We start from the raw sequence: 23,136 nt of genomic DNA on the forward strand, positions 1-23,136 counted from the left end.
GCCGTCACTCCGCCGCGAGGTTGAGCTTGAAGACGTTGTCCTGCCCCGCCTTCACCTCGAAGGGCTTCGTCACGTCCTTGCCCAGGTCCTTGTTCACGACGCGCACCTGATGCCAGCCCTCCGTCGCCTCCACGGCGGCGAAGGGCGTCTGCCCCAGGGGCTTGCCGTCCAGGGACACCATGCCGAACGGACGGACGCGGAACTCCACCTTGCCCTTGGGCAGCTCACGGCGGACCAGGGTTGTGCGGCGTACAGGCGTCGTGACCTTGCTGACAGCCACAGGCTTCACGTCAGCCGAGGGTCGTGACGCCGGAATCGGAGCCGTGGGCGGAGCCACCTCCGTCACCGGCCCTGCATCGCGCGCCTCCACGGGCGCCCCCGTCGCGGGCGTCACCTCCGCCACGACAGTCGGCGTGCCACTGTCCACCGTGGCGGCCACAGGCTCCACGCGCGCCTCGGGCACGGTCGGGATCACCACCGGGTCTACCGGCTTCGCGGGTGCTTTGTCCTGCTGAGCCACCGGCGCAGGAGGGCTCACAGGGTCCTCGGCCTTCTCACTCCGGCCCAGGAGCGCCAGCCCGCCCACGAGCCCGGCCATGCTCACGAACGCGACCGCGCCCGCCGCCAGCTTCCGGTGGGCACGCGTTGTCGTGGCGGGCTTGCCGGACTCCGAAACCTCCACCGGTTTGAACCACGTGGAGCGCTCGGATCGAGCCGCTGGCAACAGGCTGCCCGCCGATGGCGTCGCGGGATCCGTCGCCGCGTCGAACTGGCTCGACCGCGCGTCGTTCCCCGACGCCGTGACCGCGGGCGACTCCATCGACGCGCTCGAGGACAACGGCTCCCACGCCGTGCCCACACGGGCAGGCATGGGCGTCGTCACCGCCTCCCCTCCCCCGGGCTGCTTCGCGGGGGGCGCCTTGTCCGGCCTGACCAGCTCCGCCGTCTCCCGCCCCTTCGCGGGCGTGGCCGCAACGGGCGTGGCCTCCACCCCTTCCATCACCTGCGCCACCAGCCGGGCAATCTGATACGCGCCCACCGGCTCACCCAGCGACAGCACGAAGCGCTCCAGGTCCGCCTGGAACGCGCGGCAGTCCGGGTAGCGCTGCGCCCGGTCCTTCGCGAGCGCCTTCTCCAGAATCCGCTGCATCGCCTCCGGCAGGTCCGGCCGGCGCGTCAGCGCGGGCACGAACGGCTCGAAGAGGATGGCCTGCATCATGCTCACGTCCGTCGTCGCCTCGAACGGCCGCTTCCCGGTGAGCAGCTCGTAGAGCACGATGCCCAGCGCGTACACGTCCACGCGCCCGTCCATGGCCTTCGCCTGGAGCTGCTCAGGTGGCATGTACGCGACCTTCCCCTTCACCACGCCCGTCGCCGTGCGGTGACTCTGCCCCGCCACCTTCGCGATGCCGAAGTCCACCACCTTCACCGCGCCCTGCCGCGACACCAGGACGTTCTCCGGGCTGATGTCCCGGTGCACCAGCCCCAGCGGCGCGCCCGTCTCCGCGTCCGTCAGCTCGTGCGCGAACGCCAGCCCTTCGGCCGCGGCGGCCACCATCTTCGCGCACACGCCCGCGGGCAGCGGCTGCTTCAGCTCCATGGAGCGCTTGATGAGCCTGCGCAGCGTGGGCCCGTCGATGTACTCCATCGCCAGGAAGTAGCTGCCGTCCACCTCGCCGAAGTCGAAGATCTGCACCACGTTCGGGTGGTCCAGCCGGGCGGCCAGCTGCGCCTCGCCCAGGAACATCTCCACGAAGGCCTCGTCCTCCGCCAGGTGCGGCAGGATGCGCTTGAGCACCAGGGTCTTCTCGAAACCCCGGGGGCCCGCCGCCTTCGCGAGGAACACCTCCGCCATGCCCCCCGAGGCGATCTTCCGCACCAGCTGGTACTTCCCCAGTTGCATGGACCCAGAGCTTTCCCACGGTTTACCGGAAAAGTGAAACGTCCCAAGGGGACAGGCGTCCGCTGTCTCCCAGGACACGTCTGCGTGTTTGACCGTGACGTGACGTGCTCCGTAGGATCCGCCCTCCCATGCCTCCCAAGGCCATTGGTCCCTACCGCGTGCTGGAGACGCTCGGCAGTGGCGGGGCCGGGACCGTCTATCGGGCCCTGGACCGCCGCAGCAACGACGAGGTCGCGCTGAAGCTCCTGTCGACGGGTGGCCCGTCGCTGGACGACCGCGCGGCCCGGAGACTCGCGCGCGAATTCGAGACCCTGGCGGACCTGGCCCACCCCAACGTGGTGAAGGTCTTCGAGGCCGGCGTCCACGCGGGCCAGCCGTACCTGGCCATGGAGCTCATCGAGGGGCTCACGCTGCGCCACTACCTGGACGTGAGCTTCAACGACCTGCACACGCCCACGCCCTCCTCGCGCGGCCCGCTCGCCATCCGCCGCACCGCGGACGACGACTTCGGCAGCGAGGGCGGCCCGGACGAGGACGCGGACGACGCCAGCGAGGACGACGGCACCTTCGACCTGAACGCCTTCGCGGAAGAAGCGCCCAGCGAGGACCTGGCCAGCTTCCACGGCGCCGGGGACGACTCGGATTCGGACGGGATGCTCGTGGTGGACCCGCGCCGCGCGGCCCCGCGTTCGCCGCCGCCCTCGCGCGCCCCCGCCACGCCGAGGATGGCGGACCTCAACCGGCCGGAGCGCATGGGCAAGCTGAAGGACGCCATGCTCCAGGTGTGCGAGGCGCTGGCGTACATCCACGGCCACGGGCTGGTGCACCGCGACCTGAAGCCGTCCAACATCATGGTGGACGACGACCGGCAGGTGCGGCTGATGGACTTCGGCCTGGCCAAGTTCCTCGCCGACGACGCGGGCATCACCGCGGACGGCAAGCTGGTGGGCACCTACCGGTACATGGCCCCGGAGCAGATTCTGGGAGAGCCGCTGGATGGGCGCTCGGACCTGTACAGCCTGGGCGTCATCCTGTACGAGCTGATGAGCGGGCGTCCGCCGTTCGACGCGAAAACGCCGCACGAGCTGTGGCGTCAGGTGCTGGAGACGGAACCCCCGCCGCTGCTCGCGCTCAACCTGCATGGCGACCCGCAGCTGGCGCGGGTGGCCCATCGCCTCATCCGCAAGGAGCCGGACGACCGGTTCCAGACGGCCGAGGAAGTGTACGAGGCCCTCTCCGAGTGACCACGACGACGACGCACACCCTCACCGTGGACGCCGACAAGGCGGGCCAGCGGGTGGACCTGTTCGTGGGCGAGGCCCTGGGCCTGTCCCGCGCCCGCCTGAAGCGCCTCTTCGAGGAGGGCCAGGTGCGCGTGGACGGCCGCCCCGCGAAGAAGGGGCTCACCATCACCGCCGGCCAGAAGGTCGCCGTGACGGTGGAGGAGGCCCCGCGCGAGGCCGTGCCCGACACGGACTTCCCGCTGGTCGTCCTGCACGAGGACGCCGCCCTGCTCTTCGTGGACAAGCCCGCCGGCCGGGCGTCGCACCCGCTGCAGCCGGGTGAGACGGGCACGGTCGCCAACGCCCTGGTGGCGCGCTACCCGGAGGTCGCGCAGGCGTCCCAGGACCCGCGCGAGGGCGGCCTGTGCCACCGGCTGGACGTGGAGACGTCCGGCGTCCTCGCGGCGGCGCGCACGCGCGAGGCGTGGACCGCGGTGCGTGAGGCCTTCAGCCAGCGCGCGGTGGACAAGCGCTACGTCGCCCTGGTGACGGGCCCGCTGGCGGACGAGGGCGAGGTGGAGGTGCCGCTGCGCCACCACCCGCGCCACCCGGACCGCGTGGAGCCCGCGCCCTACGGCGCCGAGGACGCGCGCGAGGCGCTGTCCCACTTCCAGGTGCTGGCCCGCTCCGGGGACTACAGCCTCGTGGAGGTGAAAATCCTCACCGGAGTGCTGCACCAGGTGCGCGCGCACCTGGCGGGCGTGGGCGCGCCGCTCGTGGGGGACGCGCTCTACGGGGGCCGCGAGGCGCCGGAGCTGGGGCGGTTCTTCCTGCACGCCCGCTCGCTCACCGTGCCGCACCCGGTGACGAAGGCGCCCGTGAAGGTGGAGAGCCCGCTGCCGCCGGACCTGGTGGCGGAGCTGGCGCGGCACGGGCTGTCGTGGCCCGTGGCCGGCTAGTCGCCCATCACCTTGACGATGACGCGCTTGCGGCGCTGGCCGTCGAACTCCGCGTAGAAGCACTGCTGCCAGGGGCCCAGGTCGAGCTTGCCGGCGGTGACGGGAATCAACACCTGATGGTGGACGAGCATGGACTTCAGGTGCGCGTCGCCGTTGTCCTCGCCGGTGCGGTGGTGGCGGTAGTCGGGGCCGGAGGGCGCCAGGTGCTGGAGCCAGTCCCAGATGTCCTCGTGGAGGCCGGGCTCGTCGTCGTTGACGAAGATGCCCGCGGTGATGTGCATGGCGGACACCAGCACCATGCCCTCCCGGATGCCGCTCTTCTTCACCAGGGCGGCCACGGTGTCCGTGAGGCGCACCAGCTCCCGGCGGGCTTTCGTCTCGAACCAGAGGTATTCGGTGAGGGTCTTCATGGGTCGCACTGTCAGAGGGGGCCACTAGAGTGACTCACGCCATGCGAGCCATCCTCCACGTGGACATGGACGCCTTCTATGCGTCCGTCGAGCAGCGCGACAACCCGTCCCTCCGGGGCAAGCCGGTCATCGTTGGCGGGCATGCACAGCGAGGCGTGGTGGTGGCCGCGTCCTACGAGGTGCGTCCCTTCGGCGTGAAGAGCGCGATGCCCATGGCGCGCGCGGTGAAGCAGGCGCCGCACGCCATCGTGGTGAAGCCGCGCTTCTCCGCGTACGCGGAGGCCAGCGAGCAGGTGTTCGCCATCTTCGAGCGGTACACGCCGCTGATTGAGCCCCTGTCGCTGGACGAGGCCTTCCTGGACGTCACGGCGTCGGTGGGGTTGTTCGGCGCGGCGGCGGACATCGCGAAGCGGATCCGCAAGGAGATTGCCCACGAGCTGAACCTGCCGGCCTCCGCGGGCATCGCCACGGCGAAATTCGTGGCGAAGATCGCCTCCGACCTGGCGAAGCCCAACGGCCAGCGCGAGGTGCGGCCGGAGGAGACGGTGGCCTTCCTCGCCGGGCTGCCGGTGTCGCGGCTGTGGGGCGTGGGGCCCAAGACGGAAGAGGCGATGAAGCGCGCGGGGCTCGTCACCATCGGGGATGTGGCGGCGCGGGACGCGGGCTGGCTGGAGGAGCGCTTCGGCGCGTCCAGCGGCAAGCACCTGTGGGAGCTGTCGCACGGCATCGACGCGCGGGACGTGGTGCCGGACCGGGCGGCCAAGAGCGTGGGCGCGGAGGACACGTTCGAGGAGGACCTGACGGGCCTGGAGGTGCTCAAGCCGCACGTGCACGCGCAGGCCCTGCGGGTGGCCCGGCGGCTGCGGCGCGCGTCGCTGAAGGGGCGCGTGGTGCAGCTCAAGCTGAAGTTCGCGGACTTCACGCTCATCACCCGGCGCACCACGCTGCGCGAGGCGACCGACGACGGACAGGTCATCTACCGCGCGGCGCTGGAGCTGCTGGAGCGCGCCCACGAAGGCAAGGCGATGCGGCTCACGGGCGTGAGCGTGCAGCTGGACGAGGACGAGGCGCAGCTCGGGTTGTTCCCGGCGGCGGCGCCGAAGTCGTCGAAGTTGAACGAGGCAATGGACCGCATCGCGGCCCGCTTCGGCAGCAAGGCCATCACCATGGCGGACATCGCGGGGGCGGAGGCACCGGATGACGACGACCCGCGCTCCGAGCGTCCCCTGGAGAGACCGAAGCGGTAGCGCGTCACCAAGCTCGCGGACACGACAAGAGCCGGAGCACCGAAGCGCTCCAGCCCCTCTGCACCGCACCTATGCGCTGCGGGAGCGCCGTCCCCCGGACACGACAAGGGCCGGAGCACCGAAGCGCTCCAGCCCTTTCGCCGCACCTGGGCGCTACGGAGCGCTAGCCCTCGCCGGCGTCGGAACCGGAGGACGCGCCTGAACCGCCGCCCTCTCCGCTCCCGTTGCCGGAACGACGGCGACGGCGACGGCGACGCTTGCGGCGGGGGCCTTCCGCGTCCCCATTGCTGTTCGCTCCGGCGCGCGGCGGCGGCACCTCGCCGGCCTGCCACGCCTCCAGCGCCTCGCGGCCCTCGCCCGTGGCCTCCACCGTCATCGTGAAGACGGCCAGCGCCTCGTTGAAGAGCGGGTGGCGGCGGAAGGCGCCCGTCTTGCGGCGGCGCTCCCCGGTCAGCGTGCGCTGCATCAGCAGCAGCATGCGGCAGCGCTCGGCGATGCGGCGCGGCAGCCGGGCGGACTCCACGAAGCCGGCCAGCAGGTCCTCGATGACGCGCGACACCGACGCGCGGCCCTCGTCCTGCGACTCCTCCACTGGCGGCTGCGCGCGGCTGATGGGCACCAGCAACGTCGCCAGCAGGATGGCGTCGTCCAGCACCTCGCCCGCGGACACGCGCTTATCCAGCGCCTGCGCGAAGGCGTAGAAGGTCTTCTCCCCTTCCTTGCCGTTCTCCCGGAGGTACTCATCCACGGGCGGCAGCAAAATCTTCAGCGCGTCCAGCGCCGCCAGCAGCTTCAGCGCCGGAGCGGACACGCCGCCGCGGATGAGCCGGAACGTCTCCTCCAGCAGGCGCGCGGGCGCGCAGCGCGGCAGGTCCTCCACCGCGCCCTCCATCGCCGCGTACGTGCGCGACTCGATGTCCAGGTCCAGCTTCGCCGCGAAGCGCACCGCGCGCAGGATGCGCACCGGGTCCTCGCGCATGCGGATCTCCGGGTCGCCAATCGTCCGGATGAAGCGCTCATCCAGGTCGCGCCGGCCGCGCACGTAGTCGATGACCCGGCCTTCCGCCGCGTCGTAGAACAGGCCGTTGATGGTGAAGTCGCGGCGGCGCGCGTCCTGCTGCGCGGTGCCGAAGACGTTGTCGTGGGTAATCAGCAGGTCCTCGCCGCCCTGCCCCTCCTCCGCCCCCGCGCCCGCCGCCGGCTCCAGCTCCGTCGGGTTCGCGCGGAAGGTGGACACCTCCACGATCTTCCCGCCCTTGAAGTAGACGTGCGCCAGCCGGAAGCGCCTTCCGATGAGCCGGCAGTTGCGGAAGATGGCGCGCACCTCGCCCGGGTGGGCGCTGGTGGCCACGTCGAAGTCCTTCGGCTTCTTGCCCAGGAGCAGGTCGCGCACGCAGCCCCCCACCAGGTACGCCTGGTGGCCGTGCTGGTGCAGCCGCAGCACCACCTTGAGCGCGTCCGGATCCATCTCGTCCGGGTCGATTTCCGCGGGCTCGCCCGTGCGCGTGGTGGTGGGCGCCTGCAGCTCCGGCTCGTTCGCGGCGGGCTCGGGCTCCGGCTCCAGGATGACGGCCTCGGGCTCCTCGGCTTCGTCACCCGCCTCGGCGGCGGCCTGCGCGTCCTCCGCCTCCGCGGCCTTCAGGGCCTCGGTGGCGCGCTGGATTTCGTCGCTGACCTCGGGGCCGGCGTCCTCGGTGTCGTCATCGTCGTCGAACCCGTCGTCCTCTCCCGCATCCGCGGAATAGGGGGGCTCGGAAGGGGCCTCGGGGGCCCGGGAAGGGGTTTCGTGCTCGCTGGGGCGCTCGGCGGAGTCCGCGGGCGCCTGGGCCTCGGTGCGCTCGGGGCGCTCCTCGGGGCCGGTCAGGTCCAGGGGGGAAGACATGGAAAGAACCTCGTGCGCGGACCCGGATGCCTCGGCCGCTGCCGCCTCGAAGGAGGCCTCTCCGCGCGCGTCGTCTCCGGGCGCGGCTGGCAGCGTTCCGCCATGGGGCGGGGGATGGGTCGGGTCTCGCGTCATTCGCCTCGGAAGGGCAGCCGTCTAGCACGCATCCTCCCACCCATGGGGGTCGCGCTTAAGGACATTCTTCAGGGACGTCGGGGGTTCGCCTGGGGCCCCCCGCCCGCCCTCCGTGCGCCCGCTGCCCACAGGGAAAGGCGCTTCCACTGGATAACACCCCGCCCCACCCCCATCCGGGGCCAGGGCCGGGCGTTCCAGGGGTTCCAGCCGCTGGACAGGCCCCCGGGCAGGCAGGCAGTCACCAGGGCCCGGGGCTCAGGACTGGGGCTTCAGGGTGCGGCCCTTGTGGGTCCGGGGCAGCGCGTGGGAGATGAGCGACACGTAGTCCACCGCCTGCACGCGCGGCGGGGGCGGCTGCGTGCCCAGCGCGGCCAGGCGCTTGCTGAACGCGGCCAGGATGTCCGGCACGGGCCGCATCGCCTTGAGCAGCGCGTTGGGCCCCTCCATCGCCTGCGACAGCGCGATGGCCGCCTGCTGCAGCGGCAGTCCGCGCCGCAAGAGGTCCTGGAACGAGTTCGACAGCGTGATGATGTTGTGCCCCGCCGTCTGCACCATCTCCACGGCGATCTTGAGCACCTGCGGCGCCGTGAGGTGGCCGTCCGCCAGCAGCACCAGCGCCGCCTGGAAGTAGTTGAAGATGGGCACCACGCGCGGGCCGTAGGGCGTGAAGTGCGCGGGCGGCGTCAGCCGGTCCAGGTGGATGAAGATGCGCCGCACGGGGTCCGCGATGGGAATCTTCTTCCACGCCTCGTGCACCCGCGCGGCGTCGTCCGGGTACACCCCGCCCGCCTCCAGCACCTGGGACAGCACGCGCTCGTCCACACGCCCCGCGATGAGGTCCGCGTAGAGCGAGTAGATGAACGCGTCCGCCTCCGCGTCGTCGCCGAAGAGGACCTCCTCCGCTTCCACCGGCGCGTTGACGCGGCTCTCCAGGATGGCGGGCAGCTTGTAGCCCACCTGTCCGCGCAGGGCCCGGAAGCGCCCGCGCAGCAGGTTGCCCACGTTGTCCTTGAGGACGAACTCGTCCCACTGGACGCCGTCCAGCTTGAGCTTCTCCTCCAGCACCGCGCGCATCTGCTTGGGGCTGCCGGACACGATGCACAGCCGCGAGTCCCCCTGCTCCGCCAGCTCGCGGATGAGGGCGGACGCACCCGGCACGGCGACCTTCTCATGGGCCTTCTGGAAGGCGGTGCGGAACAGGTCGCGCAACGACTCGAAGTCCGTCTGGAGGTACGTCTTGTCCAGGTCCCACCGGTAGATGCGGCGCGGGGGACGCGGGTCGATGCGGTCCGGCAGGCTCACTTCGCCAGGCCCTCCTGGATGGCGGTGCCCAGCTCGTTCGCCACCGCCTTCGCGGCCACCTTGCCCGCGTTCGCGATGGCGCGCGCCCTGGAGCGGCCGTGCGCCTTGATGAAGATGCGGTCGAACCCGAGGATGGGCGCGCCGCCGTACTGCTCCCAGTCGGTGATGTCCTTCAGCCGCTCGATGCCGGAGGACAGCATGGCCAGGCCCGCGCGCCAGCGCAGGCTCTCCTTGTAGGCGTATTGGGCCAGCTCCATCACCGTGTCGTGCACGCCCTCCAGCATCTTCAGGCACACGTTGCCCACGAAGCCGTCCGTGACGATGACGTCCACCGTGCCGCGCGGAATGTCGATGCCCTCCACGTTGCCCGTGAAGTTGAGCCCCGCCATCTGCGACAGCCGCTGGTGCGCCTCCACCACGCGCGGCGGACCCTTCTGCGGCTCCACACCGTTGGACAGCAGCGCCACCTTGGGCCGCTCGTTGCGGGAGATGATGCGCGCGTAGGCGCTGCCCATGACGGCGAACGCCACCAGGTCCTCCGCGGTGGCCTCCACCGTGGCGCCCACGTCGAGGATGAGGCTGAAGGGGTCCTGCTTCGCGCCGCGCACGCCCCGCGTGGGGTACACCGTGGCCAGGGCCGCGCGGCGCACACCGGGGATGAGCTGGAAGTGGCGCTTGCACGCGAGCACGCCCGCGCCCGTGTTGCCCGCGGAGACGAGCGCGTGCGCTTCCCCCTCCGCCACCAGCCGGGCGGCCACCGCGACGGAGGACTCGGGCTTGCGCGCCAGCGCCTCGCCGGGCTTCTCGTCCATGCCCACGAAGTCGCCCGCGTGGTGCACGGAGATGCGCTCCCCGTTGTGCTTGATGCCCGCCAGGGCCTCGTCGATGACCGGCCGGTCCCCCACGAGCAGCGCGTGGATGTGCGGAGACTCCAGCGAGAGCTGGGCGGCGCCTCGCACCACCTCCGCCGGGCCGTGATCGCTCCCCATCACGTCGAACGCGATGGTGATGTGCTGCGGCTTGCCCACCATGGTCCCCATCCTATGAGCTTTGCTCCGCGCCCGCTCCGGACATTCGCACCTGTGTCACCAGCGACAGTGCCAAAAGTCCACCCAGCGCCACCAGCACCGCGCCCGTCCCGTAGGGGGCCGTCGGGCCCAGTCGGGTGAAGAGCAGCCCGCCCAGCGCGGGCCCCACGATGCGGCCCAACGACCCGGACGCCTGATACGCCCCCAGCACCGCCCCCTGCCGCTCCGAGGGCGCGTGCAGGGACACCAGCGCGGACAGGCACGGCGTCACCAGCGCGGACCCCACCGCCAAGAGGCCCATCACCGGGAAGAGCCACCCGTACGACGGCGCCACGGGCAGCAGCGCCAGCCCCGCCGCCGTCAGCCCGAAGCCCACCACGGCCACCGGGGCCTCCCGCCCTCCCCTGCCCCCCGGGCCACCGGACGCCTCTTGACTGGACGCGCCATGGACAGGCGCCACCAGCCGGCGCACCAGCCCGCCCTGCACCAGCGCGGACAGCACGCCCACCACCGCGAACAGCGCCCCGGAGCGCAGGCTGGCCTCCCGCAGGATGGCCGCGTCCGGATGCACCGCGTGCACCAGCCACCCGCCCTCCAGCGGCACCGGCCCGGAGGACAGGAAGCGCGTCAGCAGGTAGACGGAGAAGGTGCCCTCCATCTGCGCGAAGGCCACCGTGTAGAGCAGCACCAGCACCACGCACCGGCCCACGACGGGCAGCGTCAACGCGGACAGGGCGCCCTTCAGGGTGCGCGCCGTGGCGGACGGAGAGCCGGGCTTGCGCGTCTCCGGCAGGAAGAACCAGGTGTTGAGGAGGTTCAGCGCGGACAGCCCCGCCGCGAACAGGCCGATGGCCAGGTTGCCGCCCCACGCCCCCAGCACGCCGCCCAGCGCGGGCCCCAGCACGAAGCCCAGGCCGAACGCCGCGCCGATGATGCCCATGCCCTTCGCGCGCTCATGCGGCTTGGTGATGTCCGCCACCACCGCCTGCGCCGTGGACACGTTGCCGCCGGAGATGCCGTCGATGACGCGCGACAGGAACAAGAGGGGCAGCGTGTGCGCGAAGGCGAACAGCACGTAGCCCGCCAGCGACCCCACCTGGGAGATGAGCAGCACCGGCCGCCGGCCGAACCGGTCCGACAGCCGCCCCATGAGGGGCGCCGCCACCAGCTGCATCAGCGAGTACACCGCGACCAGCAGCCCCACCGCGAAGGGGGAAGCGCCAAAGCGCACGCCGTACACGCCCAGCTGCGGAATCAGGATGCCGAACCCGATGAGGTCCAGGACGGCGATGCCGAACACCACCCGCAGCGACGCCTCCCGAGCCAACTTCGCACTCCCCTCGTCCCTTCGAGGGACCGTTGGAAAAGACAAGACCGCCGGAGCGCGCGTACGGGGCGCTCCGGCGGCCGGGAACAATCCCACTCTCAGCGCGAGGCGTCTACATCGCCTCGGCGGACTGGATCTGACGGTTGGCCGTGTCGCGCTCGATGCAGCCCTTGGTCATCGTGTACTGGTACGTGCCCAGCTCGTCACGCCAGTACTCGCCCTCGTAGGGCCAGTAGAGCTGATCGTCCGCCACCGCCACGGAGTACTTGTACTTCTTGACGATGGCCGTGCGGCCGCCCGCCTTGAGCTGCTCCTCCAGGAACTCCTTCTCCTTGGTGGTCGTCTCGAACTTGATGCGCAGGCCGTTGGCCAGCAGCAGCTTGAGCGCGCCCAGCTCCGTCTCCAGCTTGCCCTTGGCCATGATGCCGGCCTTGGAGATGAGGCTGGTGCGCTGGACCTTGAGCTCCTCCAGCAGCTGCTTGGTCAGCTCCGAGTACTTGAACGTGTCGCCCTTGTTGGAGAACAGGTCCATCTCACCCTCGAGCTCCAGGATGGAGTCGTTGGTCTTCTTCAGGTCCTGATCCGTGAGGGCCAGCCGCAGGATGCGCTCCAGGATGACGTCCGTGCCGTTCTTCTCCAGGCCGTCCTTGTTCTTCTTCTGCACGTCCGCGAGCACCGTGTAGTACTCGGAGGCCTCCATGTTCTTCTTCACGAGCCCGTCCAGCTCGTCGTGCACGGGCAGGTAGGTGCGCTCGAAGTCCTGGAGGATGAGGTTGGACTCCCGGTAGCGGCAGTTCTCGTAATAGATGACCGCCTTGAGGATGAGCGCCTCCGGGAAGTACTCCTCGCGGAAGAAGGGCGACGACAGGGTGATGAGGTTGCCCAGCGCCTGCTCGTACTGACCGATGCGGTAGTTGGCCCAGGAGGACTCGAAGAGCGCCTCCAGCCACTGCGTGTTCCCGCGCTCCACCTTGTTCAAGTAGAAGATGGAGAAGCGGTTCTGCTGCATGCCGTAGTGCGTGCGCGCCAGCTGCATGAAGGCCAGCTCGCGCAGCGACTTGTCCAGCTTCGCCTGCTCGCCGGTGCGGCCCGCCATGGGACGGGTGAGGCGCACCACTTCCTTCATCGCCTCCACCGACGCGAGCACGTCCGTGTTGCCGCGCTTGCTGGCCGCGTCCTTGTTGCGCGTGCCGTTGCGGAAGAAGGCCAGGCCCTCCAGGTACTTCGCGCGCGGGTAGAACGCGTCCGTGCGCGGGATGGTCAGCGCCAGGCGCTTCACTTCCTCGAAGGACTTGTCCGCGTTCTCCGTCTGGCCCACCTGATCCAGCGCGCGGCCACGCACGAAGTGGTAGCGCGCCAGCAGGTAGCGGAACTCGTTGCGGAACTTCTCCGGGAACTCGTAGTTCGCGTACCGGGCGATCTCATCCAGGATGACCGTCTCGTTCTGCGTCTTGCGGCTGATGAAGAACAGCCACTCCAGGCTCGTCTTGAAGAACTTCGTGGACGGGCCCGCCGCGAGGATCTTGGAGAACTCGCCCAGCGACGAGTGGTACAGCCCCATGCGGTAGAGCGACTTGGCGAGCACGTAGCGCGCCTCGACGTGCAGGCCCTGGAGCTTGGGGTCCCCCAGCAGCTCGTGGGCCGCCATCGCGGACTTCTCGTACTCGTCGTTCTTGAACAGGCTGATGGCCGCGTCCAGGCGCTGGCGGTCCGCCGTCTTGCCGGACACGTCCACCGCGTCGAACGTCATCGTGGGCGCGGGCGGCTTGTCGTTGTCGCCCGTGAGGTCCAGGCCCAGGCCGGGGCTGGCCTGGGGCGCCGGCTTGGCGGCGGGCGCGGCCGGAGCGGCGGCGGGGGTGGCCGCCGGCGCGGGCGTCGTCGTCACGGCTGCGGGCGGCGTGGCCGGGTTGCCCATGGGCGCGGGGTCGGTCGCCGCGGTGGAGGACTCGGTGGTGTCCTCGGCCGGGGCGGCCGTCTTGCCCTTGCCGCGCTTGGCGGAGGTCTTCTTCTTGGAGGAGGCCTTGGAAGACGACCCCTTCTTCTTCTTCTTCGACTGGCCCGCCAGGTCCAGCCCTTCGAAGGACTGGGCCAGCGTGGGGGCCGTGTACGCGAGCGTGAGCCCGAGGACGGCGAGGCGGAGGAACCGGTGGGTGCGCATGAGTCTTCAGGAACCGGAGGGGAAGAAGAAGGACAGGCCCAGCTCGAACAGGATCTGGTTGCGGAGGTAGTTGGGCGTGGGGTCCCGGCCCTTCTCCACGTAGATGACGTCCCGCAGCTCCGTGCGCAGCGTCATCCAGCGGTTGAAGAAGAAGCGCAGGCCGACGCCCACGTTGCCGCCGCCCGTGAGGTACGACTTGCTGCCCGCGGCGGGCGTGCCGTCCGTCAGCGACTCCGCCGGTCCCTTGTACTGGACCACGGACGCGCCCACGACGCCGTACATGTCGAAGTGGACGAACTTCTCCGCCAGCAGCGACAGCTTGCCGTAGATGGGCGCCCACTGGACGTCCACGCCGCCCATCATCGTCATCTGGCCGGGCGCGTACCCGTCCAGCTCGCCCTTGGTGGGCGCGCGGCAGCCGCGCGTGTCGCCGTCCTCGCCCGGCGAGAAGGTGCAGATCTGCGCGGAGCCCGCCACGGAGTTCAGCGCGTAGCCGCCGCGCAGGCCCACGCCCAGCGTCTCCATGGGGAAGTACGTGACGGTGCCGCCGAAGAGGTACTTCTTGAAGAACGCGTCGCGGATGGTGATGGACGCGGACGGGCTGATTTCAAAGCGGCCCTTCTTGAGGAACATGTGGCCGGACACCGGCCGGATGCGCTCGCGAAGGGGCCCCAGGGCGTCCTTGTCCACCTCGGACACGTCGCCGGCCTCCTCCTCCTGGGAGGTGGTGGGCGGGTTCGAGTTGGCGGCCGTCTTCGGCGCCGGGGTCACCGGGGCCGCGGGCGGCGGGGTCGCCGGAGCCGGAGCGGCCGGAGCGGCCGCGGCCGGAGCGGGCGCGGGGGCCTGGTCGGCGGCGGAGGCGAGCACGGGCACGCCCGCGCACAGGGTCAGGAGCAGACGGAAGGCGGGCTTCATTCGGACTCCCTCCCCGTCGACTTGAGGGGCAGGAAGATGGAGATGCCCGCGTTGAGGGTCATGACGTTCTGGATGGCGCCCTTGCTGCTGCCCAGGGGCTGATCCACATAGGAGGTGTTGATGAGGGCCACGTTGACGGCCAGGTAGTCCTTGGTGACGAAGCGCATGCCCAGGCCCAGGTCGAAGGCCGGGTTGAGGCCGCGCTCCGGAAGCTCGGACGTCTCCGTCCTCACCACGCCCATGCCGCCCAGCAGGTAGCCGTCGAAGTGGAGGATGGAGTTGAGGAAGGACACCTTGCCGTAGAGCGGCGCCCACTCCAGGTCGCCCATGGCGGACCAGTTCGGCACGGAGTTGTAGATCTTCGCGTTGAAGGTGCGCTTCGCCGTGCGGACGTCATCCGACGGGAGCACCTGGATCAACGAGCCGCGCGCGGAGATGGCCAGCGTGTCCGACAGGTACCAGGCCGCCCGCAGCGAACCGCCGAACTTCGAATAGAACGGGTCGTTCACGGAGAGGCTCACGAACGGTGAGATCTCCAGGCGGTGCTTCTTCAGGTAGACCTTGCGCTGCACGCTCTTCACCCGGTCGTCCTGGGTGATGTCCGTGAGCGGCATCAGCGCTTCGACCGGGATGTCCTTCGCCGGGGTGGCGGCAGGCGGCGACGCGGGGCGGGCTTCCTCGTCCGGCGGCGGCGCGGGGTTTTCTTCGGGAGGCTTGGCCTGGGCATCCTCGGTGAGATCGAGGCCCATGCCTTCCTGGTTCTGGGCGGGGGCCAGCGCGGGCCACATCAGGCTCAGCGCAAGCAGCAGCGTGGGGCGGTTCAAGTCCGGGCGCTCCGTGGGGGGAGGGAACGTACTGCCACCGGAAGGCAGCATGACATCAGCCCCACCATCCTATCGGTCGTATTCCCAACCATCAACCGCCACGATGCGCCTGCCTCCTCTGTATTCCTCCCGTATCCCTTCACAATTCCACTGCGCTCGCTCCCCGTGGGTCAGGGGTTGGCGCGAAGGAGCGGTGTGCTACCGTTTCGAGGTTCCGGCGTCCTCCCCCCAGGCGCCCTGGTTCCATCCTTCCTAGAGGTCTCAAAGATGTTCGTGCGATCCGCGCTCTTCCTGTCCGCCGTCCTCCTGATGGGAGGCTGCGACGTCACCACCGAGCTGGGCAAGCCGTGCAACCTGGTGCGCAAGGCCACGGATCAGGAGCGTGCGGAGCAGGGCCGCGAGGTGGTGGAGGTCAAGGAGAAGGACATCGCCGCGGAGCAGGACTTCATCTCCTTCGGTTCGCTGGAGTGCGAGGACCTCATCTGCGTGCGCGACGACCTGAGCCCCCGCAGCGCGGATCCGGAGGCGCCGGCCCTGGGCTACTGCAGCAAGGAATGCGTGCAGGGCAGCACCACCGGCTGCGAGATCACCCGCACCGTGGGCGACGTGGAGGAGGGCCTCAAGGACCGCATGACGTGCCGGCCCCTGCTCCTGGACCAGGACACGCTGGACGCCATCCGCGCCGCCGACGAGGGCTTCTACCGGCGCACCTTCGGCGAGAACAACTCGCCCTACTTCTGCGCGGGCGCCACCCCGGAAGCCCAGGGCACCTGAGCGCTGGACTGAACAGTCGCCTCGCGCGAAAGGGTTAGACCTTTTCGCGCCCCCCGTTCGTAAAGGCAGGGCCCGCGTTTCAAACGCCTTTGGAGCCCTGCCATGAATCGTACGGTCCTGTTCCTCGCCCTGGCTGGTGGCCTCGCCCTCACCGCGCTGGTGCTGGGCATGCCCCACAGGGGTGGACTTCCGCCCCAGGTCGTCGTGACGACCCCGGTGCCCCCGCTTCCCACTCCGGCCCCGGGGCCGCGCACGTCGTCCGGCAGTCTCCAGGTGACGAGCCGCCTGTCGCATCCGTATGTGCCGGTGGGCACGTCGGAGACGTACGTGACGGTGGACCTCACCGGCGCGGAGGTGCCCGGGGCGAAGAGGAGCCCGGTGAACCTGGCGGTGGTCATCGACCGGTCCGGGTCCATGAGCGGCTACAAGCTCCAGCAGGCGAAGCAGGCCGCGCGGCACCTGGTGACGCTCCTGCGCGACGAGGACCGGCTGGCCATCGTGCACTACGGCAGTGACGTGAAGAGCCTGCCGTCCCTGCCGGCCACCGCGGCCAACCGCGAGCGGATGCTCCAGTTCATCGACGGCATCTGGGACGACGGCGGCACCAACATCAGCTCCGGCCTGACGGTGGGCCGCACGCAGCTGGCGTCCGCCATGGGCAACGGGGCCCGCGTCAACCGCCTCATCCTGATGAGCGACGGCCAGCCCACCGAGGGCGTGTCCGACGAGGAGGGGCTGAAGAACGTGGTGAAGGAGATCCGCGCCTCCGGCATCACGGTGAGCTCCATTGGCGTGGGCACCGACTTCAACGAGGACCTGATGCAGGCCTTCGCGGAGTACGGCGCGGGCGCGTACGGCTTCCTCGAGGACGCGAGCAAGCTGTCCACCCTCTTCCAGCGCGACCTGCAGCAGGCCACCACCGCGGTGGCGCGCAACGTGGAGCTGTCCTTCGAGCTGCCCCCGGGCACGACGCTGGACGAGGTGCTGGGCTACCGCGCGCACCAGGCCGGCAACACCGTGCGCGTGGCGCTGCCGGACTTCTCCGCGGGCCAGGTGGAGCGCGTGGTGGCGCGCCTCCACGTGACGGGCACCGCGGCGGGCCAGTCCGTGCAGGTGGCGGGGCTGAAGGTCGCGTACACGGACCTGCTCGTGCAGAAGAACGTGGAGGACCAGTCCACGCTGGCCGCGGTGGCCACCGACGTGCGGGAAGAGGTGGTCCAGCGCCAGGACAAGGAGGCCACGGTGTACGCGGCCCGGGCCCGCAGCGCGCAGAACCTCCAGAAGGCCGCGGAGGCGATGAGCCAGGGCCGGAAGGACGAGGCCAAGGGCTACCTGCACCAGAACCAGGCCCTCTTCCAGGAGGCGGGCGCGGTGGCGGGCGCGGCGGCGGTGGCGGCGGATCAGGCGGACCAGGCCCGCGCGATGCAGGAATACGACGACGCGGACTCCGAGGAGGCCCAGAAGGCCGCCGTGAAGAACAGCAAGGTGAAGGCGCTCAAGAGCTTCGGGCGCATGGGCTCGACGTACTGAGCGGGGGCTGGAGCCCGGGGCGTGCGAGGGGGCGGCGCCCGTCCCCCTGCCCGCCCTTCATCGCGACGTCACATCTTCGCGGTTGACCTCCGGAATCGCGTGGCCCTATCTCCGCGTTCTTCCAGGCTTCACCCCCTGGAAAGCAGGGCGCACTGGAGGCGCGGACAAGCATGGCGGCGAGCGCGAGCACCCCGTGGGTCGGGGTCATCATGGGCGGCAGAAGCGACCTTGAGCACCTGCAACCGGCGATCGACATCCTCGCCGAGCTGCGCATCCCGCACGAGGTGCGCGTCGTGTCCGCGCACCGCACGCCGGACTGGATGATGGAGTACGCGTCCAGCGCCGAATCGCGCGGCCTGTCCGTCATCATCGCCGCGGCGGGCGGCGCGGCGCACCTGCCCGGCATGGTGTCCAGCAAGACGCTCCTGCCGGTGCTGGGCGTGCCCATGCCCACCACGGTGCTCTCCGGCTTCGACGCGCTGCTCTCCATCGTGCAGATGCCCAAGGGCGTCCCGGTGGGCACGCAGGCCATTGGCAAGCCGGGGGCCGCCAACGCGGCGCTGCACGCGGCGGCCATCCTGGCGCTGAAGTACCCGGAGCTGCGCGAGCGGCTGGCCGCGTGGCGCAAGGCCCGCACGGACGAGGTGCTGGCGCAGCGCGAGGTGGCGGGATGAGCGGCCCCATGGTGCTCCCCGGAGGAACGCTGGGCATCCTGGGCGGCGGCCAGCTGGGGCGCATGATGGCGCTCGCGGCGCGCACGCTGGGCTACCAGGTGCAGGCGTTGGATCCGGACTCCACGTGCCCTTCCCGCTCGGTGGTGGACCGCTGCCTCACCGCGTCCTTCTCCGACACGGCGGCGGCCGAGGACCTCGCGCGTCAGTGCGACGTGGTGACGCTGGAGATCGAGAAGGTGTCGCTCGGCACGCTCAACGCGGTGGCCCGGCACGCGCCCATGCGGCCCGGCGCCTCCGTGCTGGAGGTGGTGCAGCACCGCGGCCGGCAGAAGGCCTGGCTCGCGAAGGGCGGCTTCCCGCTGGGCCCGTGGCGCGAGGCGAACTCGGAGGCGGAGCTGTCCGCGGCCATCACCGCGCTGGGCGGCAGGTGCTTCATCAAGTCCAGCGAGGGCGGCTACGACGGGCGCGGCCAGTACGAGGTGAAGGCGGCCTCCGAGGCGGCCGTCGCGTGGAAGGAGCTGGGCGAGCGCTCCGTGGTGGTGGAGGCCGCGCTGGACCTGAAGGCGGAGCTGTCCGTGCTGGTGGCGCGCGGGCCGGATGGACAGCTCGCGGTGTACCCGCCCGCGTTCAACCACCACGAGGAGCGCATCCTCGCGTGGTCGCTGTTGCCGGGCCCACTGCCGCAGGCCGTGCTGTCGCAGGCGTCGCAGGTGGCGCGCGACATCACCTCCGGGCTGAAGGTGGAGGGGCTGCTGGTGGTGGAGATGTTCCTCCTGGGTGACGGGTCGCTGCTGGTGAACGAGGTGGCGCCCCGGCCGCACAACAGCTTCCACTCGACGGAGGTGGCGTGCCTCACCAGCCAGTTCGAGCAGGCCGTGCGCGCGGTGTGCAACCTGCCCCTGGGCTCCGTGGAGGTGGTGCGCCCCGCGGCCATCGTGAACCTGCTGGGCGACCTGTGGCTGAAGGAAGGCGGCCCCAGGTTCGCGCAGGCGCTGGCGATGCCCGGCGTCCGGCTGCACCTGTACGGCAAGCGCGACGCGCGCAAGGGCCGCAAGATGGGCCACCTGTCCGCGGTGGGAAATACGCCCGAGGACGCGCTCCAGCGCGTGAAGGCCGCGGCCGCCGCCCTGGGGATGTGACGCCCATGAAGACGAACGCCGCCCGGCTCCTGGACTCGCTCGGCATCGCGTACAGCCTGCGCGACTACGACGTGGATCCGGACGACCTGTCCGCGGAGACGGTGGCCGCCAAGGTGGGCATGCCCGCGGAGCAGGTCTTCAAGACGCTGGTGGCCAAGGGGGACCGCACCGGCGTGTTGATGGCGGTGGTGCCCGGCAACGCGGAGCTGGACCTGAAGGCCCTGGCGCGCCTCTCCGGCGACCGCAAGGTGGACACCGTCCCCCTCAAGGAGCTGCAGCCGCTCACCGGCTACATCCGGGGCGGCGTCACCGCGCTGGGGGGCAAGAAGGACTACCCCGTCTTCGTCGACGAGACGCTGGAGCTGTTCGACGAGGTCGCCGTGTCGGCCGGGGTGCGCGGGACGCAGCTCGTCCTCGCCCCGGCGGACTACCTTCGCGTGACGAAGGGAAAGCCGGGACCCATCTCGCGTCCGAAGGCGTAGACCCTTTTCGCGCGCCGCGCGTTCGAAGGGACATTCCCGGCCCTTGGGGCCGTTCCCGGGGTGTCCCGATGAATGCCGCCGTGTTGCAATTCCACCACCGCGAAGCCTTCGAGCACACCGTCACGCGCGCGCTGGCCGCCGGCGCCGGGGCGGGCCTGGTGCAGTGGCTGGGCCTGCGCGTGGGCCTGCCGGTGCCGTTGACGTGGCTCGTGCCTGCCGCGGTGGTGCTGGCGTGCGCGCGCGGAGACCGGTGGGACCGGGGCCTCTTGAGTGGCCTGGGCCTGCTGCTGGTGGCGCTGCCCTATGGGCTGGGCCTGTCGCCCGCGTGGACGGTGGCGACGAGCGGCGCGGCCGCGGGGGCCCTGCTGGTGCGCTCCCGCCTCAACGACCTGGGCGAGGAGGGACAGGTCGCGGAGGCCCGCCCCACCCTCGTGCACTACGGCCTGGGCTCCGTGCTGGGCGCGGGGCTCACCCTGGCGGGCGGCGTGGTGGCGAACACCCTGGCGGTGCGGCTCGCGTCCGTGGCCACGCCCACGCTGCTGGCGGCGGCGGTGGTGGGCGGCATCGTGGGCCTCTTCGTGGGGCTGGGCGCCATCGCCGCGCACCTGGGCCTGACGGCCGACCCGGTGGAGGCGCGCGCGGAGGAGCTGCTGCCCCAGTTGTCCGGGGACTTCCTCACGCTGTCCGAGCGCGCGCTGACCCTCTACCGCCAATGCGGCCAGTCCCTGGCGAAGCTGCCCCGGGAGCCCGCCCGCGAGGAGCTGGCCCGCACGCTGGCGCGCATCACGAAGGGCGCGGTGGAGCTGGCGTCCGAGTGGGCCGGCGTGGAGGCGCAGCTGGAGGAGCGCGCCGCCGCGGAGCTGCAGGCGGAGCGCGACAGCCTGGAGCGCAGCGCCCGCGCGAGCACGGACGTGGTGGCGCGCCGGCAGCTGGAGGCCGCGGCGGCGTCGCTGGCGGAAGAGGTGGAGCGGCTGGGGGACATGCGTCAGCGGCGGGAGCGCATCCTCGCGAGGCTGCGCGCGGAGGTGGCGCTGCTGGAGCGTGCGCGCGTGGCGCTGCTGTCGCTGCGCAGCGGTCAGGCCCAGCTGAAGGCGGCGGAGCTGGCCTCGCTGGCCCGCCGCTTCCGCGCCCTCTCGACCGCCCAGGGAGAGGAAGGCCAGGCGATGGACGCGGTCGCGGCCCAGGTGACGTTGACCCAGGTGGCGCCGGTGGAGGCCGCCCCGGTGACGCCCGTGGATCCGGCTCCGGTCGCGTCCGACGGCGCCAAGGTGCCGGAAATCCAGCGGATTCAGGGGGAATAGGACCTGGGGAGGCTGTCAGGTCCCGCCCGCCCCGGGCTCCCGGGAGGCCCCGCGGCAAGCGTCCGTTTTCGATGTTGGACCTGCCGAGTGGTCGGGGGGGCCTGAAGCTTGCGCCGGAGCGCGGTACATTTCGGGAGTCATGAGCCTGCCCTCCCCCAGCAAGCCTGCAGCGCCACCGCCCTGGCTGTGGAACGGAGATGAGCCGAGGGTCGCCACCGTCTTCCAGCCCATCGTCGATCTGCTCAGCGGCGAGGTGCTTGGCCACGAGGTGCTGTCGCGAGGCCTGGGCCCGGTGGAGTCCCCCAACGAGCTGTTCAACCGCGCGCGGGTGGAGGGCTTCACCTTCGAGCTGGAGCGCGCGTGCTGGACCGCGGCGGTGCGCCGCATCGCCACGCTGCCGGAGGCGCAGCGGCGCGGGCCCTTCTTCTTCAACGTCAGCCCGGACGTGCTGAGCGACGAGCGCTTTGGCGGCGCGTCCACGCTGGAGCTCTTGCGTCAGCACGGCTTGAGTCCGCAGCAGCTGGTGCTGGAGATCACCGAGCGCAGCACGTTCGAGGACACGGAGCAGCTGCGCATGCTCGCGCGGCGGTACGCGGAGCAGGGCTTCGGCATCGCGCTGGATGACTTCGGCGCGGGGCACTCGGGCCTGGTGACGCTGGTGCACAGCGCGCCGGACTTCATCAAGTTGGATCAGGCGCTGGTGCGGGACATCCACCTGCACACGTACCGGCAGCACCTGGTGAAGTCGCTGGTGGCCTTCGCGCAGCGCGTGGACGCGGTGCTCATCGCCGAGGGCGTGGAGACGTGGAACGAGCTGGCGGTCCTGCTGCGCCTGGGCATCCGGCACGCGCAGGGCTACCTGCTGGCGCGGCCCGTGAGCTCCCCGCAGCGGCCCGGCGCGGACTTCGCGGAGCGCTGCCGGGAGGCCATCCGCGCGCTGCACCACCGCGAGCACGAGGACGACGAGACGGTGGGCAGCATGATCATCCGTCCGCCGTGCGCTCCGGTGACGGCGCAGGCGGTGGAGCTGGACCGCCTCTTCCGCCGCACGCCGGGCGAGGACCACGTCGTGCTGCTGGACGCGGAGCAGCCGCACGCGGTGGTGACGCGGCGGAGCTTCTACGCGCGCTTCGGGGGGGCCGCCGTCAGCTCGGCGTCCGCGCTTCCGGAGGGGCCGCGCGAGGCGCCGATGGTGGTGGAGGACGCGACGGCCATCACGGCGCTGGCGCGCATGGCGATGCGCCGTCCCCCAGAGTCCGTCTACGACCCGGTGGTGGTGACGGACGCGAAGGGCCATTTCCTGGGCACGGTGACGATGAAGCAGCTCATCGCGCGGGCCTCGGACCTGGAGCAGCACGCGGCGACGGGGGCGCATCCGCTCACGGACCTGCCCGGCAGCCGGATGATCGAGCGGTGGATCCGCGCCGCGCTCCAGGGCAAGGCGTTCACGGTCATCTACGCGGACCTGGACCACTTCGAGGCGTACAACGACCGCTACGGGTTCCTCCAGGGCGACCGGGTCATCCGCTACACGGCGAGCGTGTTGTCGGAGTGCCTGCACCTGCTGCCCGAGGGCTCGAACCTGGGCCACGTGGGCGGCGACGACTTCGTGCTCGTGTGTCCGGACGCGGTGGCGCCGGAGGTGCTGCGCACGCTCTGTCAGCGCTTCGACGCGGAGAAGGTGCCGCTCTACGGTCCGGAGGACCTGCGGCGCGGCGGCTTCACCGCGACGGACGCGGCGGGCAAGACGGTGCCGGTGACGCTGAGCCTCGCGGCGGTGGACCACCACGGGCTGTCCGCCCAGCCCCACCCCGCGGAGCTGTCCGCCGTCGCCGCGGCCCTGCGCAAGCGCGTGAAGGCCGTCTCCGCGCAGACGCACACCAGCACGTTCCTGTTCCAGCCGGGCGCGGTGAAGTAGCGCCC

General features: G+C 71.1%; 19 protein-coding genes. 10 read left to right on the plus strand and 9 right to left on the minus strand.

Annotation, left to right across the window (positions count from 1 at the left end; genetic code table 11):
• Positions 1-4: 4 nt before the first annotated feature.
• The gene (locus tag NR792_RS14450; protein WP_375760619.1) at positions 5-1,903 is read right to left on the minus strand and encodes a protein kinase; all 1,899 of its coding nucleotides are present in this window, start codon (positions 1,901-1,903) and stop codon (positions 5-7) included.
• Positions 1,904-2,031: 128 nt separating this feature from the next.
• On the opposite strand from NR792_RS14450, the gene NR792_RS14455 reads away from it, so the two are divergent.
• Together NR792_RS14455 and NR792_RS14460 are read left to right on the plus strand one after the other, a co-directional pair.
• Positions 2,032-3,147 carry a serine/threonine-protein kinase gene (locus NR792_RS14455; RefSeq protein WP_375760620.1) on the plus strand — a complete coding sequence of 372 codons (1,116 nt, stop codon included), beginning with the start codon at positions 2,032-2,034 and terminating at the stop codon, positions 3,145-3,147.
• Positions 3,144-4,085 (plus strand): RluA family pseudouridine synthase, encoded by a 942-nt coding sequence (locus NR792_RS14460; protein WP_375760621.1) that lies wholly within the window; start codon positions 3,144-3,146, stop codon positions 4,083-4,085. Before NR792_RS14455 ends, NR792_RS14460 begins: the two co-directional genes overlap by 4 nt.
• On the opposite strand, the gene NR792_RS14465 is transcribed toward NR792_RS14460, so the two are convergent.
• Entirely contained in the window at positions 4,082-4,495 is a 414-nt protein-coding gene (locus NR792_RS14465; protein WP_375760622.1) for a secondary thiamine-phosphate synthase enzyme YjbQ, read from the minus strand. The two genes, NR792_RS14460 and NR792_RS14465, sit on opposite strands and share 4 nt — an antisense overlap.
• 41 nt (positions 4,496-4,536) lie before the next feature.
• Here NR792_RS14465 and NR792_RS14470 point away from each other — a divergent pair, with 41 nt between their 5' ends.
• Positions 4,537-5,742: a DNA polymerase IV gene (locus tag NR792_RS14470; protein WP_375760623.1), complete on the plus strand. Its 1,206-nt coding sequence runs from the start codon at positions 4,537-4,539 to the stop codon at positions 5,740-5,742.
• A gap of 163 nt (positions 5,743-5,905) precedes the next feature.
• On the opposite strand, the gene pcnB is transcribed toward NR792_RS14470, so the two are convergent.
• From pcnB to NR792_RS14505, 7 genes are all read right to left on the minus strand, one after another.
• Complete coding sequence (pcnB, locus tag NR792_RS14475; protein WP_375760624.1) at positions 5,906-7,624, minus strand: polynucleotide adenylyltransferase PcnB; 1,719 nt, start codon at positions 7,622-7,624, stop codon at positions 5,906-5,908.
• A 390-nt stretch (positions 7,625-8,014) separates the two neighbouring features.
• Positions 8,015-9,061 (minus strand): phosphatase domain-containing protein, encoded by a 1,047-nt coding sequence (locus NR792_RS14480; RefSeq protein ID WP_375760625.1) that lies wholly within the window; start codon positions 9,059-9,061, stop codon positions 8,015-8,017.
• Entirely contained in the window at positions 9,058-10,092 is a 1,035-nt protein-coding gene (gene plsX / locus NR792_RS14485; protein ID WP_120530640.1) for a phosphate acyltransferase PlsX, read from the minus strand. The genes NR792_RS14480 and plsX overlap by 4 nt, the downstream gene beginning before the upstream one ends.
• Positions 10,093-10,102: 10 nt before the next feature.
• The gene (locus NR792_RS14490) at positions 10,103-11,461 is read right to left on the minus strand and encodes an MFS transporter (protein WP_375760626.1); all 1,359 of its coding nucleotides are present in this window, start codon (positions 11,459-11,461) and stop codon (positions 10,103-10,105) included.
• Positions 11,462-11,528: 67 nt separating this feature from the next.
• Positions 11,529-13,574, minus strand: a complete 2,046-nt coding sequence (gene gltC, locus NR792_RS14495) for an adventurous gliding motility protein GltC (RefSeq protein ID WP_375760627.1) — start codon at positions 13,572-13,574, stop codon at positions 11,529-11,531.
• A gap of 6 nt (positions 13,575-13,580) precedes the next feature.
• Complete coding sequence (locus tag NR792_RS14500; RefSeq protein WP_375760628.1) at positions 13,581-14,489, minus strand: outer membrane beta-barrel domain-containing protein; 909 nt, start codon at positions 14,487-14,489, stop codon at positions 13,581-13,583.
• Positions 14,486-15,313, minus strand: coding sequence for an outer membrane beta-barrel domain-containing protein (locus NR792_RS14505; RefSeq protein ID WP_375760629.1), 828 nt, complete (start codon positions 15,311-15,313; stop codon positions 14,486-14,488). The genes NR792_RS14500 and NR792_RS14505 overlap by 4 nt, the downstream gene beginning before the upstream one ends.
• A 267-nt stretch (positions 15,314-15,580) precedes the next feature.
• Between NR792_RS14505 and cglC the strand changes: the two genes are divergently transcribed.
• The 7 genes from cglC to NR792_RS14540 all read left to right on the plus strand — a co-directional run bounded on the left by cglC (position 15,581) and on the right by NR792_RS14540 (position 23,131).
• Positions 15,581-16,087, plus strand: coding sequence for an adventurous gliding motility lipoprotein CglC (gene cglC / locus NR792_RS14510; protein WP_375760630.1), 507 nt, complete (start codon positions 15,581-15,583; stop codon positions 16,085-16,087).
• A gap of 102 nt (positions 16,088-16,189) precedes the next feature.
• Positions 16,190-17,617 (plus strand): VWA domain-containing protein, encoded by a 1,428-nt coding sequence (locus NR792_RS14515; protein WP_375760631.1) that lies wholly within the window; start codon positions 16,190-16,192, stop codon positions 17,615-17,617.
• 170 nt (positions 17,618-17,787) lie between these two features.
• Positions 17,788-18,291, plus strand: coding sequence for a 5-(carboxyamino)imidazole ribonucleotide mutase (gene purE / locus NR792_RS14520; protein WP_375760632.1), 504 nt, complete (start codon positions 17,788-17,790; stop codon positions 18,289-18,291).
• Positions 18,288-19,430 (plus strand): 5-(carboxyamino)imidazole ribonucleotide synthase, encoded by a 1,143-nt coding sequence (gene purK, locus NR792_RS14525; protein ID WP_375760633.1) that lies wholly within the window; start codon positions 18,288-18,290, stop codon positions 19,428-19,430. The genes purE and purK overlap by 4 nt, the downstream gene beginning before the upstream one ends.
• Positions 19,431-19,435: 5 nt before the next feature.
• Positions 19,436-19,912 carry a Cys-tRNA(Pro) deacylase gene (gene ybaK, locus NR792_RS14530; protein ID WP_120591064.1) on the plus strand — a complete coding sequence of 159 codons (477 nt, stop codon included), beginning with the start codon at positions 19,436-19,438 and terminating at the stop codon, positions 19,910-19,912.
• Between the two features lie 80 nt (positions 19,913-19,992).
• Positions 19,993-21,213, plus strand: coding sequence for a hypothetical protein (locus tag NR792_RS14535; RefSeq protein ID WP_375760634.1), 1,221 nt, complete (start codon positions 19,993-19,995; stop codon positions 21,211-21,213).
• A gap of 139 nt (positions 21,214-21,352) precedes the next feature.
• The gene (locus NR792_RS14540; RefSeq protein ID WP_375760635.1) at positions 21,353-23,131 is read left to right on the plus strand and encodes a bifunctional diguanylate cyclase/phosphodiesterase; all 1,779 of its coding nucleotides are present in this window, start codon (positions 21,353-21,355) and stop codon (positions 23,129-23,131) included.
• The last annotated feature ends 5 nt before the right edge of the window (positions 23,132-23,136 follow it).

It is taken from the genome of Corallococcus exercitus (assembly GCF_042231735.1).
Taxonomy (GTDB): Bacteria; Myxococcota; Myxococcia; order Myxococcales; family Myxococcaceae; genus Corallococcus; species Corallococcus exercitus_B.